The organism is Lysobacter sp. HA35, assembly GCF_054061195.1.
Map to the genome: position 1 here is coordinate 2,602,984 of NZ_JBSSDY010000001.1, position 16,355 is coordinate 2,619,338.

Genomic DNA, 16,355 nt, shown 5'->3' on the forward strand with positions numbered 1-16,355 from the left:
CGGGGATCGGGGTCCAGATGCGCTTTTCCCTTCAACGCGAAGTGTTCCTGAAGCCGCTCGCGCAGGTCGTCAACGTCGTCGAGCGACGCCAGACCCTGCCCGTGCTCGCCAATCTGCTGGTGCAAGTGCAGGGCGGCCTGCTCTCGCTGACCGGCACCGACCTCGAGGTCGAGATGGTCTCGCGGGTCGCCGTCGACGATGCCCAGGACGGCGAGACGACGATCCCGGCCCGCAAGCTGTTCGAGATCGTGCGTGCCCTGCCCGACGGCAGCCGCATCACCATCAGCCAGTCGGGCGAGCGCATCACAGTCCAGGCGGGGCGCTCGCGCTTCACGCTGTCGAGCCTGCCGTCGACCGACTTCCCGTCACTGGACGACGTGGATGCCACCGAGCGCGTGCAGGTGCCGGAAGCGGCGCTCAAGGAACTGATCGAACGCACGGCGTTCGCGATGGCCCAGCAGGACGTGCGCTACTACCTCAACGGCCTGTTGTTCGACCTGCGCGAAAGCTCGCTGCGCTGCGTCGCCACCGACGGCCACCGCCTCGCGCTCTGCGAGTCCGGGCTGGAAGGCACCGGCGCGCAGACCAAGCGCCAGATCATCGTGCCGCGCAAGGGCGTGACCGAGCTGCAGCGCCTGCTGGAAGGCGGCGACCGCATCCTCGAACTCGAGATGGGGCGCGGCCACCTGCGTGTGAAGCGCGACGACGTGACGTTTACCAGCAAGCTCATCGACGGGCGCTTTCCGGACTACGAAGCAGTGATCCCGATCGGCGCCGACAAGGAAATCCGCATCGACCGCGACGTGCTGCGTGCCGCCCTGCAGCGCGCGGCCATCCTGTCGAACGAGAAGTACCGCGGCGTGCGCATGGAAGTGTCGCCCGGTCAGCTCAAGATCTCGGCGCACAACCCCGAGCAGGAAGAAGCGCAGGAAGAGGTCGAGGCTGAGACGCGCGTGGATGACCTCGCGGTCGGCTTCAATGTCGGCTACGTGCTGGACGCGCTGAGCTCGCTGAAGGACGAGGTCGTTGTGGTGCAGCTGCGTGACGCCAACTCGTCGGCGCTGATCCGCGAGGCCTCGAACGAGCGCTGCCGCCACGTGATCATGCCGCTGCGTCTCTGACGAGTGGTTCCACGTGGAACATCGGACGCCCGGCTTCGGCCGGGCGTCGTCGTTTCGGGTCCGCTGGACGACAATGGTTAGGCGCAGTCACCGGTCATGGCCGGGGTCCTCGCTACCCTCCTCTGCCTTTCCGGTCTATCTCGCCCGTGCAGGTCACCCGTCTCGACATACGACAGCTGCGCCGTTTCGAGGACGTGAGCCTCGCGCCTGCTCCGGGCCTCAACCTGCTGATCGGCGACAACGGTGCGGGCAAGACCAGCGTGATCGAGGCGCTGCACCTGATGGCGTACGGACGTAGCTTCCGAGGGCGGGTTCGCGAGGGGCTGGTCCAGGCCGGTGCCGAGGCGCTCGAGGTGTTCGTCGAATGGGATGAGCCGGGTGCCGCCGGCAGCCGCACGCGTCGGGCCGGCCTCCGGCACGGCGGCGGGGACTGGACCGGTCGGCTCGACGGTCAGCCTGTCGCGCAGATTGGCGAGCTGTGCGCGGCGCTAGCGGTAGTGACGTTCGAACCGGGCAGCCACGAACTGGTGCATGGCAGCAGTGAGGTTCGCCGCCGCTTTCTGGACTGGGGTTTGTTCCACGTGGAACACGCCTTCCTTCGACCTTGGCGCCGCTACGCCCGAGCGCTGAAGCAGCGGAACATCCTGCTCAAGCAGCGAGTTCGTGACGCCCAGCTCGACGCATGGGACGCGGAACTCGCCGAAACCGGCGAGGAGCTGACCGAGCAGCGCCAGCGTTACGTCGACGCACTGGCGCCGGGTTTCGCGGCTATCGCAGACGAGCTGGCGCCGATGCTGGGCAACGCAACCCTCGCCTACGCGCCCGGCTGGCGCCGCGACGAACTGTCGCTAGGGGACGCCCTGCTGCTGGCCCGCGACCGAGACCTCATCGCCGGACACACCAGCGTCGGCCCGCACCGCGCCGACTGGCGCCCGGCCTTTTCCGCCATCCCGGGCCGCGACGCGCTGTCGCGCGGCCAAGCCAAGCTCGCCGCTCTCGCCGCATTGCTCGCTCAAGCCGACTTCCATGCCGAAGCCACTGGCCAGCAACCCGTTTTCGCCCTGGACGACCTCGCATCCGAGCTAGACCGCCACCACCAGCGCCGCGTGCTGCAACGCCTCGCCGAGCGCGGCAGTCAGGTCTTCGTCAGCGGCACGGACATTCCGGCCGCCGTCGCCGAACTCGGCCTCTCACCGAGGATGTTCCACGTGGAACACGGCAAGATCACGACGAATTGAGTCCGCCGTTCATCCGCCGTCCGCCGAGCCGATGAGACGCGCTGCTATACTTCGCGCACGTAAAGCTAATGTGTCGCGATGCTCCCGCTCCCGCGGATGCCGGTGTCGCGCGAGGCGCCTGCCTGATGTCTGAAATGCACGACGACGCGATGCCCACGGCGGCACCGTCCGATTCCTACGACTCCTCCAAGATCACCGTGCTGCGCGGCCTCGAGGCCGTGCGCAAGCGTCCTGGTATGTACATCGGCGACGTGCACGACGGCACCGGCCTGCACCACATGGTGTTCGAGGTCGTCGACAACGGCATCGACGAAGCACTCGCCGGCCATGCCAACGAAGTGCTGGTCACGCTGCATGCCGACGGCTCCTGCTCGGTGTTCGACAACGGCCGCGGTATCCCGGTCGACATCCACAAGGAAGAAGGCGTGTCGGCGGCCGAGGTGATCCTCACCGTGCTGCATGCCGGCGGCAAGTTCGACGACAACTCGTACAAGGTCTCGGGCGGCCTGCACGGCGTCGGCGTGTCGGTGGTCAACGCGCTGAGTTCGCGCCTCTGGCTCGAAGTCTGGCGCGATGGTTACCACTGGCGCCAGGAATACGCGCTGGGCGAGCCTGTGTACGCGCTGGAGCGCCTCGAAGCGTCCGACCGCAAGGGCACGTTGCTGCGCTTCCTGCCAGCGGCCGAGATCTTCACCGACGTCGATTTCCACTACGACATCCTCGCCAAGCGTCTTCGCGAGCTGTCCTTCCTGAATTCCGGCGTGCGCATCGTCCTCACCGACGAGCGCGGCGAAGGCAAGCGCGACGTGTTCGAGTACGAGGGCGGCATCCGCTCCTTCGTCGAGCACTTGGCGCAACTCAAGAACCCGCTGCATCCGAATGTCATCTCGGTGACGGGCGAGCAGAACGGCATCACCGTGGACGTCGCTCTCCAATGGACCGATGCCTATCAGGAAACGATGTTCTGCTTCACCAACAACATCCCGCAGAAGGACGGCGGCACGCACCTGATCGGTTTCCGCGCGGCGCTGACGCGCACGCTGCAGAACTACATCGAGCAGGCGGGCATCGCCAAGCAGGCGAAGGTCGCGCTCAGCGGTGACGACATGCGCGAAGGTCTGATCGCCGTGCTGTCGGTGAAGGTGCCCGACCCGAGCTTCTCGTCGCAGACCAAGGAAAAGCTGGTCAGTTCCGAGGTTCGGCCGGTCGTTGAGAGCACGTTCGGTGCACGTTTGGAGGAGTTCCTGCAGGAACACCCCCATGAGGCCCGTGCGATCGCCGGCAAGATCGTCGACGCCGCGCGTGCCCGCGAGGCCGCCCGCAAGGCGCGCGATCTCACCCGTCGCAAGGGTGCGCTCGACATCGCCGGCCTGCCCGGCAAGCTCGCCGACTGCCAGGAAAAGGATCCGGCGCTGTCGGAGCTCTTCATCGTCGAGGGCGACTCGGCGGGCGGCTCGGCCAAGCAGGGCCGCAACCGCAAGACGCAGGCGATCCTTCCGCTCAAGGGCAAGATCCTCAACGTCGAGCGCGCGCGCTTCGATCGCATGCTCGCGTCCGCCGAAGTCGGCACGCTGATCACGGCGCTCGGTACCGGCATCGGCAAGGACGAGTACAACCCGGACAAGCTGCGCTACCACCGCATCATCCTGATGACCGACGCGGACGTCGACGGCTCGCACATCCGCACGCTGCTGCTCACGTTCTTCTATCGCCAGATGCCCGAGCTGATCGAGCGCGGGCACGTCTACATCGGCCTGCCGCCGCTCTACAAGATCAAGCAGGGCAAGACCGAGATGTACATGAAGGACGATGCCGCGCTGGATGCGTATCTCGCCGGCAATGCGGTCGAAGGCGCGTCGCTGATTCCGGCGGACGGCGAACCGCCGATCGTCGGCGAAGCGCTGGAGAAGTTGCTTCTCGCGTATGCGAATGCGCGCGATGCGATCCGTCGTCATTCGCACCGCTTCGATCCGCAGGTGCTCGAAGCATTGCTCGACATCGCGCCATTCAATGCGGCGACGCAGGAACTCGATGCCGCCGCGTTGTCGGTGATCGAAGCGCGCATCAATGATGGCTACCTCGGCAAGCCGGTCTATCGCCTCGAATGGAATGCGGCGAACGAAGCGCGTCCGGCGGCACTCATCGTGCATCGCATGCACATGGGCGAGGACTCGATCCAGGTGCTGCCGATGACCGCGTTCGAAAGCGGTGAGCTGCGCACGCTGCGCGAGGCCGCAACGCAACTCAACGGCCTGGTGCGCGACGGTGCGCAGATCGTGCGTGCGAATCGCGCGCAGCCGATCGAACGTTTCGCCGACGCGTATGCGTGGCTGATGGACGAAGCGAAGAAGGGCCGCCAGATCCAGCGCTTCAAGGGCCTTGGCGAAATGAATCCGGAGCAGTTGTGGGAGACCACGGTGAATCCGGAAACGCGTCGCCTGCTGCAGGTCCGCATCGAAGACGCGGTTGCTGCCGATGCGATCTTCTCGACGCTGATGGGCGACGTGGTTGAACCGCGCCGCGAGTTCATCGAAGAGAACGCATTGAAGGTCGCCAACCTCGACGTGTGATGCGCGCGTTCGCAATGCGATCGATCAGAGCCCGGTTCGCCGGGCTCTTTTTTTGCCCGCGAGAAATTTCGCAGCTCACGCGTCGATCACATGCGGACGCCGCGATTGGCGCGATTCAGATTGGTGGCAGTCGCTTGACGATGCGTTGATCGAGCGCCGCCTACAACCGGAGTCCCATTCAGCCGGTACGCCTCCATGAAGCCGCTTCTGCTCGCACTGACCATCTCCCTCGCAGTTTCCGGCTGCGTGAGCACCACGACGTCACCGACGGGCCGCAAGCAGACCGTGGGCGGCGTGTCGCAGGAGCAACTCAACCAGCTCGGTGCCGAGGCGTTCGCGCAGGCCAAGGCGGAAACGCCGCTGAGTTCGAACGCGCAGCAGAATGCTTACGTGCGTTGCGTCGTTGGCGCGCTGACGAACCAGTTGCCGGCCGAGTGGAACCAGACGGGTTGGGAGGTCGCGCTGTTCCAGAAGGACGATCCGAACGCGTTTGCGTTGCCCGGGGGCAAGGTCGGCGTGTACACCGGAATCTTCAAGGTCGCGCAGAATCAGGACCAGCTCGCAGCGGTCATCGGCCACGAGATCGGCCACGTGATCTCGCGTCACCACGAAGAGCGCATCACCCGGCAGATGGAGGCGCAGACGGTGGTCGGCCTTGCCGGCGCGGTGATCGGCGCGAAGTACGGCGCGAATGCGCAGAGCGCGGTGTCGCAGTACGGCGCGGCAGGTGCGCAGGCGCTGTTCCTGCTGCCGAACTCGCGTGTGCAGGAGAGCGAGGCGGACGTGGTCGGCCAGCAGATCATGGCGAAGGCGGGCTTCGATCCGCGTCAGGCAGTGAATCTGTGGCAGAACATGGCCGCGCTCGAGTCGAGCCGTCCGCCGACCTTCCTGTCGACCCACCCGGACCCGCAGTCGCGTCTCGCGGAACTCAGCCAGCGTGCCGGCGGTCTAGTGCCGACGTACCAGCAAGCACAGGCCGCGGGCCGCAAGCCGCGCTGCGGCTGACCGTCAACGCAACAGCCTCTGCAACTCCCTACGCCGGCGTTCCACCGCCGGTCGTGATTCTGCTAGCGTGACCGCCCCCGCGGCCGTGCGCGCCGCCTTTTTGCCGCGCCGGTCGCGGTCGATCGAGGACGTCTCCCCCATGAAGATCCGCCCCGCCCGTCGCCAAGTGATGGCGACTGCGTTCGTAACGCTCGCGACCGTCGCCACCCTTGTGCCGATTGCGCACGCCCAGGAAGCGACCGACACGTCCTCGACCAGCATCGCGGGTCGCCGTGAAGCGCGCCGCGCGAAGGAAGTCGCGCAGCAGCAGAACACCAGCAAGCCTGCCGACACGCAGACGGCCGTGCGCTATCCGGACGCCACGCGCCAGAACCCGGGCGCCAAGGCATCCGCCAAGGGCGCGAAGCATCTGCAGGCCCTCGTCGAACTCTTCAACGCCAAGAAGGATGCCGAGACGCGCGCAAGCGCTGACCAGATCATCGCCGACGCCGCAGCGACGCCGTACGAGAAAGCATTCGCATCGCAGCTCGCCGCGCAGGTCGCGATCGGCGCGAAGGATTACGACGCCGCGCTGAAGTACATCAGCACCGCCGTCGACGCCAACATCCTCGACAACGATCAGCACTTCACCCTGCTGCTCCAGCGAGCGCAGTTGCAGGTCCAAGCCAAGGATTACGCCGGCGCGCTGACGTCGGTCGACCGCTTCCTCACCGAAACCAAGTCGAATGATCCGGCGGCGCTCGCCGTCAAGGGCAACGCGCTGTATCGCCTTGGTCGCTACGACGATGCGGTGCAGGCGCTGCGTCCGGCCGTTGCCGCGCAGCCCGAGCGCGACGATCTCAAGCAATTGCTCGCCGACTCGCTTCGTCGCACCGGCAAGGCCGACGAAGCCATCCACCTCGCCGAGCAGTCGGCCACTGGCAACCCGGGCGACAAGCAGGCTCAGTTCAACCTTGCGCAGAACTACATCCAGGCCAAGCAGTACGACAAGGCGGTTGCCACGCTCGAGCACATGCGTGCGTCGGGCCAGCTCACCGACGACTCGGACTATCGTCAGCTGTTCTCGCTTTACGCCAACATGGAAGGCAAGGAGAAGCAGACGATCGACGTCATCAACGAAGGCGTCTCGAAGGGCGTCCTGAAGCCCGACTACGGCGTGTACCTTTCGCTCGCGCAGTCGTACTACTTCAGCGACAACGTCGACAAGGCCATCGAGAATTACAACAAGGCCGGCCCGCTTTCGAAGGACGGCCAGGCCTACATGAATCTCGCGCTGCTCCTGAAAAACGAGCAACGGATTCCCGAAGCAAAAGCGGCCGCGCAGAAGGCACTCGACAAGGGACTGAAGAAGCCTGAGGACGCGAAGAAGATCCTCGCGTTGCCGAGCAAGTAAAACAACGCGGCAGCGGTCACAAGCATGCATAAACCGCTTGGAACCGCTGCCGCCGTTTGGTATATGCTTGCCAGTTCCCACGGGCGTGAAGATCCCATGGGTTTGAACCACGCCCGAGGCGCCATGGCGTCCGGAATTCCCTCCTGAGCAATGGCGCATGACGCAAGACTTCTCCCACGCCACTCGTCGTGATAGCGAAGGACTGAACTGGCCTCGTATTGCCGGTGTGTCCACCGCTATCGCCGTGCACGTCGCGGCACTGCTGCTCCTTCTCGTCCCGGCCACCGCGCCGAAGGTGCAGAAGGAAGAAGAGCAGGTCACCGTCGTGAACCTGATCAAGCCGCCGCCGCCGCCGCCGCCGCCGCCGCCGCCGCCGCCGGAACCTCCGAAGCAGTTGCTTCTGAATCCGCCGAAGCAGCAGATCGTGCAGCCGACGCCTACGCCGCCGCCGCCGGACCAGCCGCCGATCGAGAACAACGATCCGAGCCCGGTCGATCCGCCTGCACCGCCGCCGGCTCCGCCGTCGCCGCCGGCCGCCGCGCCTGCGCCGCCTGCGAACGTCGTCAACGGTCAGGCCAGCGTCTGCAGCAAGACGCAGCCCGCTTATCCGCCGACGGCACTGCGCGAGCAGGCTGAAGGCACTACGGTTGTCCAGGTCACCTGGACGGGCGACGGCACCATCACCGATGCCAGTGTTCGCAAGAGCGCCGGCAACCGCGACCTCGACCGTGCTGCGGTCAGTGCGGTACGCCGCTGGAAGGTCTGCCCCGGTGATCCGGGCACGGCCGTCGTACCGGTGGTGTGGTCGCTGCAGTAAGCGGCCCACGACCTGATCCCAGTATTCCTTTGCACCACCTTTCAACTACTCAACAAAGGTAAGCGTCATGCTGCAGGAAACCCTCGCCCAAGCCGCCGCCACCGGAGGCAACGCCGCAAATGCCCTGACGCAGATGGGCCCGTTGCACCTGCTCCAGGAAATGACCGGTAGCCCGGGTCAGTACATCATTTCGTGGGTCGTCCTCCTGACCCTGACCCTGATGTCGGCCATGTCGATCTACTGGATCGTCATGAACTTCATCAAGAACACCCGTCTGCGCACCACCAGCGACCGCGTCATCAGCACGTTCTGGGAAACCCCGAACGCGCAGGATGCGATCCGTTACATGGAAGAGCAGCCGCGCTTCGAGCCGTTCTCCAAGATCGCGCTCGACGCCGCCCAGGCCGCCGCGCACCATCAGCGTCACGAAGGTTCGCGCCTCGTCGAGTCGCTGAACCGCTCCGAGTTCGTCGACCGCGCGCTGCGCCAGGCCGTCACCCGTGAGTCCTCGCGTCTCGAAGCCGGCCTGACCGTGCTCGCCACCGTCGGTTCGACCGCTCCGTTCGTCGGTCTGCTCGGTACGGTGTGGGGCATCTACGGCGCGCTGATCCGCATCGGTGCTTCCGGCCAGGCGTCGATCGACGCGGTCGCGGGTCCGGTCGGTGAAGCACTGATCATGACCGCGCTCGGCCTGTTCGTCGCGATCCCGGCGGTGCTGGCGTACAACTTCTTCAACCGCCTCAACCGCGTCACGAACAACAAGTTCGACACGTTCGCGCACGACCTGCACGACTTCTTCGCAACCGGCGCGCGCGTCGGCGAAGTCCCGGTCAAGCGCTGATCCCCGGTCGAACGTCCTAACCGGAGTCGAAAATGGCCTTCAGTTCAGGCAACAGCGGCGGCCCGATGGCCGAGATCAACGTCACCCCGCTCGTGGACGTGATGCTGGTGCTGCTGATCATCTTCATGATCACGGCACCGCTCATGACCCACAAAGTGAAGGTGGAACTGCCCCAGGCCAACCTCGACAAGCGTACTGAGGAGATGCCGCCGGTGCCGCCGATCACGCTTACCGTCCAGGAAGACGGATCGGTGTACTGGAACGACGAGGCGATCACCAAGAACGCGCTCGAAAGCCAGCTCTCGGTCACCGCGCAGCAGACGCCGCAGCCGCAGATCAACATCCGCGGCGACAAGACCACGAAGTACCAGACGTTGAACGAATTTGTGCAGATGGCCCAGAAGCAGGGCATGCGCAAGGTCGGCTTCGTTGCCACCAAAGAAAGGTAAGGAACCGTCATGGCTTTCAGCACAGGCTCCGGCAGCGGCCCCATGGCCGACATCAATGTGACGCCGCTCGTCGACGTCATGCTGGTGCTGCTGATCATCTTCATGGTGACGGCGCCGACCCTTTCGTACCCGATCGACATCAACCTGCCGCAGCCGACGTTGAACCCGCCGCCGCAGGACAAGGAACCGCCGCCGCCGGTCTCGCTGAAGATCGACGCGTCGGGCACCGTGTTCTGGGACAACGCGCCGATCGCCCTGAACCAGCTGCAGAACGTCATGACGCAGACGGTCCAGCGCGATCCGACGAACCAGCCGCGTCTGGAAATCGACGTCAACGGCCAGGCGCAGTACGAAGTGCTGGCCAAGGTTCTGGCGGACGCGAAGAACGCGCAGATGGACAAGATCGGGTTCGTCCAGCCGAACGAGTAATCGCTTTACGGCGCGCCAGAATTCGAACAAAGGCGCGATCGAAAACACGTAACAACGCTTACCTTGTTGAAAGCGCCACCTTCGGGTGGCGTTTTTTTTGGTCCTTCACAGCGATCGCGCGCAGTGCATTGGCTTGCACCGCGCGCAAGCGTCGGACGCGCGAACGCGTTGTCCGGCTCTGCATTAGTTGCGTGCAGCGCTCTACCTCATCCGCGTAATGGTGAGGTAGCTCGTGCGTATCGAGTACGCGCCAGATCAAGGCAACGATGTTCTCGAAGCACGCGGTTGCTGCGTTGGAACATTCGCGGTCTGCGCATCGAGCCGCACTCGTGTCGATGCTGACCCCGCCGCCCGCTAGCGTCCGCCGCTCGTCGTCGCGAGACGCTCTCCGCCGCGCTGCGATCGTGCGCCCGTGAGCGCGCCTAAAAGGTTGCTAGCGACATGACGTGTGGATTTCGCTTGCCGGTCGGAGTAAGCCGCGTTGCGGTGCACGACTCACATGCGGTGCGCACTGTTCGCCAACGTAGCAATCCAACGAACGACACCTACATTCCACGCAACGCTTACGCTTACTCGCCTTGAATCACGCGCAAGTAGTTCGCGATGGTTGGGACGAGCCCCGCGTACAGAGCTTCGCTGATCAATGCGTGGCCAATCGATACCTCGAGGACGTCCGGAACTTCGCGGACGAACACGCCGAGATTCGCTTGGCTCAGGTCGTGTCCTGCGTTGACGCCGAGGCCGGCGCCCTGCGCGCGCGTCGCTACCGTTCGCGCGGCTGCAAGCGCTGTCGACGCATCGCCCGCGGCGAAGGCCTCCGCGAACGGGCCGGTGTAAAGCTCGACGCGATCGGCGCCGACGACGGCCGCTTGTTCCACGCCGCGCTCCATCGACACCGATGCAGCCGCGTCGTCCGCATCCACGAACAATGACACGCGGCAGCCGAGAGCTTTCAACGCGGCGACCAGTTCGCGTAGCGCGCCGAGGTCGGACGCGAAATCGAAACCGTGGTCCGACGTGATCTGCGCATCGCTATCGGGAACGAGCGTCGCCTGTGCCGGGCGGACGGCCTCGCACAGGGCGAGGAACCCCGGGTAGCCGGCGCGAGGCGGCGCAAACGGGTTGCCTTCGAGGTTGAACTCGACGACGCGCTCGCGCGTGAGTGCCGAGAGCGCGTGGACGTCGCGCTCGGTGATGTGGCGCGCGTCGGGCCGTGGGTGCACGGTGATGCCGGCGGCGCCCGCATCGAGGCAGGTCGCAGCGGCGCGGACCACGTCGGGCTCCGCGCCGCCGCGTGAGTTGCGGAGGACAGCGATCTTGTTGACGTTGACGCTGAGTAGAGTCATGCGCGAATCCTAGCGCGTCGAAGATGCGTCGACCGACAGCGAGCGCGTGCAGCGACCCTCAAGCGGCAGCGACGGCTGGACGTCAAAGAGGTCCGCGACGAAGACGAGGCGTGTCGCGCCTCGAACAGGCTCTGCGTTCGGAGCAACGCGGCGACAGGACGAAGCTATCGCGATTGCAAATGCCTCGGCCGAAAGCAACCGCTTCCATCACTTGCCGATGATCGGCGATCAGCACGTCGGTCTGACCGCACAGCGCGGTGGACGCCGGGATGCTGTCGCGCCATCCGTTGCCCTCCTATCAGCCGCCAAAACCGGCCATGCGTTGTAGCCCTGCACGCGAACACGCTCGTTACCGCACCGCGGCTTTCATGACGACGTGAGGCGTTCCAAGCATCGCCACGCAAACACCGCAGCGAACAACCGAACCCTTACTCAGTCGCCGGCGGCGCCCCGTCGACGGCGGCGCGACGCGCTTCCGCCTGTTCGCGAAGTCGGGTCAGTTCGACGGGATCGATGATCATTGATGCATCGGCACTTCGGCTTTCCATGCGCGAGGCCAGCATGCCCATCAGCCACGCGACCAGCAGGGCGAGGGCGACGATCAGCGCGACCACCATCAGGGCGGTCGAGGCGGTCTTGAAGGCGACCGCCAGCGCGGCGATCGCGAGCAGCAGATAGAGCCAGGACATGCGCGGTTCCTCGTGCGAGCCACCGGAGTGTAGCGCCGCTCAGGCCGTCCGGTGGCCGTCAAGCCGACGAACGCGACCCTTGATCGGTGCCGGCCGGCTTACCGAAGCCGCGAATCAACTCGAACGAAGTCGCCCGCGCCGCGCACATCAAATACCGCGCGTTATCTACGGCATAACGCGCCGGTCATCCGAGGCGGATATCACTGGTGAGCTTCCGCAAAGCCGCAAAGCCGCGACGTTCGGGTTGGAGATCCATCAAGCCGCGCACGCACCTGCGTTCGCAACGCTCCCACTCATCGTCCGCAACGTCAGCCGCAAACCACTTGCGACACGCCGAACGGCAGTCCGTCACCAACGCAGCGCCAACCCGGAACGCCTACAACAACGGCGACATCAACCGTGCCAGCGCTTCCGGCAACTTGGTACGGAAGAACGCGCGACGCCGATCCGGCCGTACCCGCGGGGCCTGCGACATGTCGTGCTGCAGAAGCTCGGCGAGCGTGGCCGCAATGCCCGCATCGCGGAACAGCATCGAGACCTCGAAGTTCAGCCGGAAGCTGCGGTGGTCGAAGTTCGCGCTGCCGATGATCGCGATCTCGTCGTCGCACAGCAGTGCCTTGGTGTGCAGCAGGCGCGGGCCGTATTCGTGGATGCGCACGCCGGCGGCGAGCAGGTCGTCGAAGTAGGAGCGTGCGGCGTAGGTGACGAGCCGTGAGTCGCTACGACGCGGCACCAGCAGCCGCACGTCCAAACCCGCGAGTGCGGCCGAGGTCAGCGCCATCATCGCGGCCTCGCCGGGCACGAAGTAGGGCGTCGCCAGCCAGACGCGCTGGCGCGCGCCGTGGATCGCCGACACATGCATGCGGTGGATCGCTTCCCACGGGCCGTCCGGACCCGACACCAGCACCTGCGTGGAGACGTCGCCCTGCACGTTGTCCTGTCGCGCGATGCTCGGCGGCTTCTGTCCGGTCGCGTAGATCCAGTCTTCGAGAAAGACCTGCTGCAGCGAGCCGACCACGTCGCCTTCCAGGCGCAGGTGCAGGTCGCGATACGCGTCGCCGCGCAGACCTTCGTCTTCCTCGTCGGTGACGTTGATGCCGCCGGTGAAACCGATGCGTCCGTCGATGATCACGATCTTGCGGTGCGAACGCAGGTTGAGCCAAGGACGCCGCCAGCGCGCGAGCATGGGATGGAACCATGCGACTTCGCCGCCCGCGTCCGTCAGCGGTGCGAGGAAGCGCGCACTCAGTTTCGCCGAGCCGACCGCGTCGACCAGCAGTCGCACCTTGATGCCAGCACGCGCGCGTTCGACCAGGGCATCGCGCACGCGCGTGCCGGTGCGGTCGGGCTCGAAGATGTAGTACTCGAGGTGCACGTGTTCCTGTGCCTGTGCGATCGCGGTACACAGCGCGTCGTAGGTCGCGTTGCCGTCGACCAGCATCTGCACGTCGGTCGCGGTCGATGCAGGCAGGCGCGTCGTTGCCAGGCCAAGCCTTGCAAGTTCGCGTGACTCCGCCGCATCCACGCTGCCCGACGTCTCCGGCATGCGTGCACGCGCGCGCCCACGACGCAGGCGCTGACGCCGGATTCGCTGCGGGCCGAACACGTAATAGACGAGGAAGCCGATGTACGGCAGCACGGCGAGGCTGATGAGCCAGGCGAGCGTCGCCGCCGGCTCGCGCTTCTGCATCACGATCCACAGACCGAGGCCGATCAGGTAGGCAAGCCAGCCCGCGAACAGCCACGCGCCCAGCGTGGGATGCGCGGTGACCAGCGCGTCGAACGCGTGCAGCAGGCTCAGCATCGGCAGGACCGGCGCGGCGTGGACTGCGGGCGGACGGGCAGGGCGGCGCGCATCGATGGCATCGGAAAGCGGGCGCCCGATCATACGGCCGGCCCGACCAAGCGGCCGTGACGCGGCGGTCGCACAGGTTGAGACGCGCGCCGCCGACAATCGGCGGATGACCGACGCGCGCAAGCCGCAGAAGCCGATCAAGGGCCGTGGCGCCGCGTCGCGCGTGGCCGGCCGTTTCGAGGTGACCACGATCGAGGGCGCCGACGACGGCTGGGGCTCGGTCTACGAAGACCTGATCGACGCGCCGAAGCCGGCGACCACGGTCACCGAAGAGCGCGCGCGGACCATCCTGACGCGCAATCAGTCGCCCGACGTCGGATTCTCGCAGTCGCTCAATCCGTATCGGGGATGCGAGCACGGCTGCGTCTACTGCTTCGCGCGGCCGTCGCACGCGTATCTCGACCTGTCGCCCGGTTTGGATTTCGAGACCAAGCTGTTCGCGAAGACCAACGCGCTCGAACGCCTGCGCGACGAACTCGCGAAACCCGGCTACGTGCCGCAGGCCACCGCGCTCGGCATCAACACCGACGCCTACCAGCCGATCGAACGCCGCTATGGCATCACCCGGCAGGTGCTCGAACTGTTCGCGGAGACGAAGCACCCGGTGAGCTTCGTCACCAAGAGTGCGCTGATCGAACGCGACGTCGACCTGCTCGCACAGATGGCGCGCGACAACCTCGTCAGCGTGCATTTCTCGGTGACCACGCTCGACAACCGGCTCGCATCCAAACTCGAACCGCGCGCATCCGCCCCGCATGCGAAGTTGCGCGCGATGAAGGCGTTGACCGACGCCGGCGTGCCGGTCGGCGTGATGGTCGCGCCGGTGATCCCGATGATTACCGACATGGAAATGGAGCACATCCTCGAAGCCGCGCACGCGCACGGCGCGCGCGAAGCCGGCTACACGCTGCTGCGCCTGCCGCACGAGTTGAAGGATGTCTGGCGCGAGTGGCTCGAGCTGCATTACCCCGAGCGCGCGGCGCACGTGATGAGCCTGGTGCAGCAGATGCGCGGCGGCAAGGATTACAACGCCGACTTCGGCACGCGCATGACCGGCACCGGCGTGTTCGCGCAACTCGTGCAGCAACGCTTCCGCAAGGCGCGTGCGCGACTCGGCTACACGCGCTATCCGGACCTCGACACCAGCCGGTTCACGCCGCCGCGCAAGGCCACGCCACAGGGCGAGCTGTTCTAGCGTCGCGCGACAACACGTTGCGCATGGCTAGACTGCGGCGATCCCGCCATCGGTCATGCCATGTTCGACATCGCGATCATCTGCCTCGTCGTCACCGCGCTGCTGGCGTATCTCAACGCGCGCTTCGTCGGGCTGCCGTCGACGATCGGCGTCATGGCGATCGCGCTGTCGATGTCGGTGCTGTTCGTGCTGCTCGACCGCCTCGGCTTTCCCAGCCTGCACGACCTCGAGACGCGGCTGGTCGAATCGATCGACTTCTCGCGGCTGCTGATGGACGGGCTGCTGTCGATGCTGCTGTTCGCCGGCGCGTTGCACGTGGACGTCAGTTTGCTGCGGCGGTTCCGTTGGCAGGTCGGCGTGCTCGCCGTCGGCGGCACCGTGCTGTCGACGCTGATCGTCGGTGTCGCGCTGTGGTGGCTGCTGCCGCTGTTCGGGTTTCCGCTGGCGCCGACGTGGTGCTTCGTGTTCGGCGCGCTGATCTCGCCGACCGACCCGATCGCGGTGATGGGCATCCTGCGCACGGCGAATGCGCCGGACGACGTCGGCCTGGTGGTCGCGGGCGAATCGCTGTTCAACGATGGCGTCGGCGTGGTGCTGTTCGCCGTGTTGCTGGAGATGGCGACACGCGGCGAGGCGCCGACGTGGTCGCACAGCCTCGGCGTGCTCGCGCATGAAGCCGGCGGCGGGCTGCTGCTTGGGGCGGTCGTCGGGTACGCGCTGTTCCTGCTGCTGCGGAGCATCAACCACTACCAGGTCGAAGTGCTGCTGACGCTGGCCGCGGTGCTCGGCGGGTATCGGCTCGCGACGGCATTGCACGTGTCCGGGCCGCTCGCGCTGGTGGTGGTCGGCCTGCTCACCGGCAACCGCGGCCGCGCGCAGGCGATGAGCGATACCACGCGCCACCACGTCGACCTGTTCTGGGAACAGCTCGACGAGATGCTCAACGCGCTGCTGTTCGTGCTGATCGGACTGGAGATCGTGCTGGTGCCGTTCGACAGCGCGACGCTCGCCACCGCCGCCGCGGTGATCGCACTCGTGCTGCTCGCGCGCTGGCTGGCGGTCGGCCTGCCGATGCAGGCGGCGCCGCGTCTGTTCCGGTTACCGCACGGCGCGTGGAAGGTGCTGACCTGGGGCGGTCTGCGCGGCGGCATCTCGGTGGCACTCGCGCTGTCGTTGCCGGCCGGCGCGGCGCGCGACCTCATCCTCGCGCTCACGTATTCGGTCGTCGTGTTCTCGGTGCTGGTGCAGGGCCTGACCATTCGCCGCGTGATCGTGCGCGCGCTGTCGTCGCCGCGGTCGGGGCTCGCTCCCACCGTGCACTGATCGTGCCGCGGCCAAGGGTGCGCGAGCACGGACCGACGCGCCACGGATGCGTCGGTACGCCATCAACCCCGCGGTGACGGTCGA

14 protein-coding genes are annotated in these 16,355 nt (G+C 66.2%); 11 read left to right on the top strand and 3 right to left on the bottom strand.

The window, feature by feature from the left end; all coding sequences use genetic code 11:
- The first annotated feature begins 17 nt into the window (after positions 1-17).
- From dnaN to ACVWZN_RS12650, 9 genes are all read left to right on the top strand, one after another.
- Positions 18-1,121: a DNA polymerase III subunit beta gene (gene dnaN, locus ACVWZN_RS12610; RefSeq protein WP_456954117.1), complete on the top strand. Its 1,104-nt coding sequence runs from the start codon at positions 18-20 to the stop codon at positions 1,119-1,121.
- A gap of 146 nt (positions 1,122-1,267) precedes the next feature.
- Positions 1,268-2,359: a DNA replication/repair protein RecF gene (gene recF / locus ACVWZN_RS12615; RefSeq protein ID WP_456954118.1), complete on the top strand. Its 1,092-nt coding sequence runs from the start codon at positions 1,268-1,270 to the stop codon at positions 2,357-2,359.
- 134 nt (positions 2,360-2,493) lie between these two features.
- Positions 2,494-4,929 carry a DNA topoisomerase (ATP-hydrolyzing) subunit B gene (gyrB, locus tag ACVWZN_RS12620; protein WP_456954767.1) on the top strand — a complete coding sequence of 812 codons (2,436 nt, stop codon included), beginning with the start codon at positions 2,494-2,496 and terminating at the stop codon, positions 4,927-4,929.
- A gap of 195 nt (positions 4,930-5,124) precedes the next feature.
- Complete coding sequence (locus ACVWZN_RS12625) at positions 5,125-5,934, top strand: M48 family metallopeptidase (RefSeq protein WP_456954119.1); 810 nt, start codon at positions 5,125-5,127, stop codon at positions 5,932-5,934.
- A 139-nt stretch (positions 5,935-6,073) separates the two neighbouring features.
- Positions 6,074-7,327, top strand: coding sequence for a tetratricopeptide repeat protein (locus ACVWZN_RS12630; RefSeq protein ID WP_456954120.1), 1,254 nt, complete (start codon positions 6,074-6,076; stop codon positions 7,325-7,327).
- Between the two features lie 157 nt (positions 7,328-7,484).
- The gene (locus tag ACVWZN_RS12635) at positions 7,485-8,144 is read left to right on the top strand and encodes an energy transducer TonB (protein WP_027083656.1); all 660 of its coding nucleotides are present in this window, start codon (positions 7,485-7,487) and stop codon (positions 8,142-8,144) included.
- Between the two features lie 67 nt (positions 8,145-8,211).
- Positions 8,212-8,985 carry a MotA/TolQ/ExbB proton channel family protein gene (locus tag ACVWZN_RS12640; RefSeq protein ID WP_027083655.1) on the top strand — a complete coding sequence of 258 codons (774 nt, stop codon included), beginning with the start codon at positions 8,212-8,214 and terminating at the stop codon, positions 8,983-8,985.
- 32 nt (positions 8,986-9,017) lie between these two features.
- The gene (locus ACVWZN_RS12645) at positions 9,018-9,434 is read left to right on the top strand and encodes an ExbD/TolR family protein (RefSeq protein ID WP_456954121.1); all 417 of its coding nucleotides are present in this window, start codon (positions 9,018-9,020) and stop codon (positions 9,432-9,434) included.
- 9 nt (positions 9,435-9,443) lie between these two features.
- The gene (locus ACVWZN_RS12650; protein WP_456954122.1) at positions 9,444-9,863 is read left to right on the top strand and encodes an ExbD/TolR family protein; all 420 of its coding nucleotides are present in this window, start codon (positions 9,444-9,446) and stop codon (positions 9,861-9,863) included.
- Between the two features lie 569 nt (positions 9,864-10,432).
- Here ACVWZN_RS12650 and ACVWZN_RS12655 read toward each other — a convergent pair.
- The 3 genes from ACVWZN_RS12655 to cls form a co-directional block, all read right to left on the bottom strand.
- Positions 10,433-11,209, bottom strand: a complete 777-nt coding sequence (locus ACVWZN_RS12655; protein ID WP_456954123.1) for a pyridoxine 5'-phosphate synthase — start codon at positions 11,207-11,209, stop codon at positions 10,433-10,435.
- A 428-nt stretch (positions 11,210-11,637) separates the two neighbouring features.
- On the bottom strand, positions 11,638-11,898 hold the full coding sequence (locus ACVWZN_RS12660; protein WP_456954124.1) for a hypothetical protein: 261 nt from the start codon (positions 11,896-11,898) through the stop codon (positions 11,638-11,640).
- 376 nt (positions 11,899-12,274) lie between these two features.
- Positions 12,275-13,702 (bottom strand): cardiolipin synthase, encoded by a 1,428-nt coding sequence (gene cls / locus ACVWZN_RS12665; protein WP_456954125.1) that lies wholly within the window; start codon positions 13,700-13,702, stop codon positions 12,275-12,277.
- A 157-nt stretch (positions 13,703-13,859) separates the two neighbouring features.
- Between cls and ACVWZN_RS12670 the strand changes: the two genes are divergently transcribed.
- Together ACVWZN_RS12670 and ACVWZN_RS12675 are read left to right on the top strand one after the other, a co-directional pair.
- Positions 13,860-14,948 carry a PA0069 family radical SAM protein gene (locus ACVWZN_RS12670; RefSeq protein WP_456954126.1) on the top strand — a complete coding sequence of 363 codons (1,089 nt, stop codon included), beginning with the start codon at positions 13,860-13,862 and terminating at the stop codon, positions 14,946-14,948.
- A gap of 60 nt (positions 14,949-15,008) precedes the next feature.
- A complete protein-coding gene (locus tag ACVWZN_RS12675; RefSeq protein ID WP_456954127.1) occupies positions 15,009-16,271 on the top strand; it encodes a cation:proton antiporter in 1,263 nt (420 codons plus the stop codon).
- The last annotated feature ends 84 nt before the right edge of the window (positions 16,272-16,355 follow it).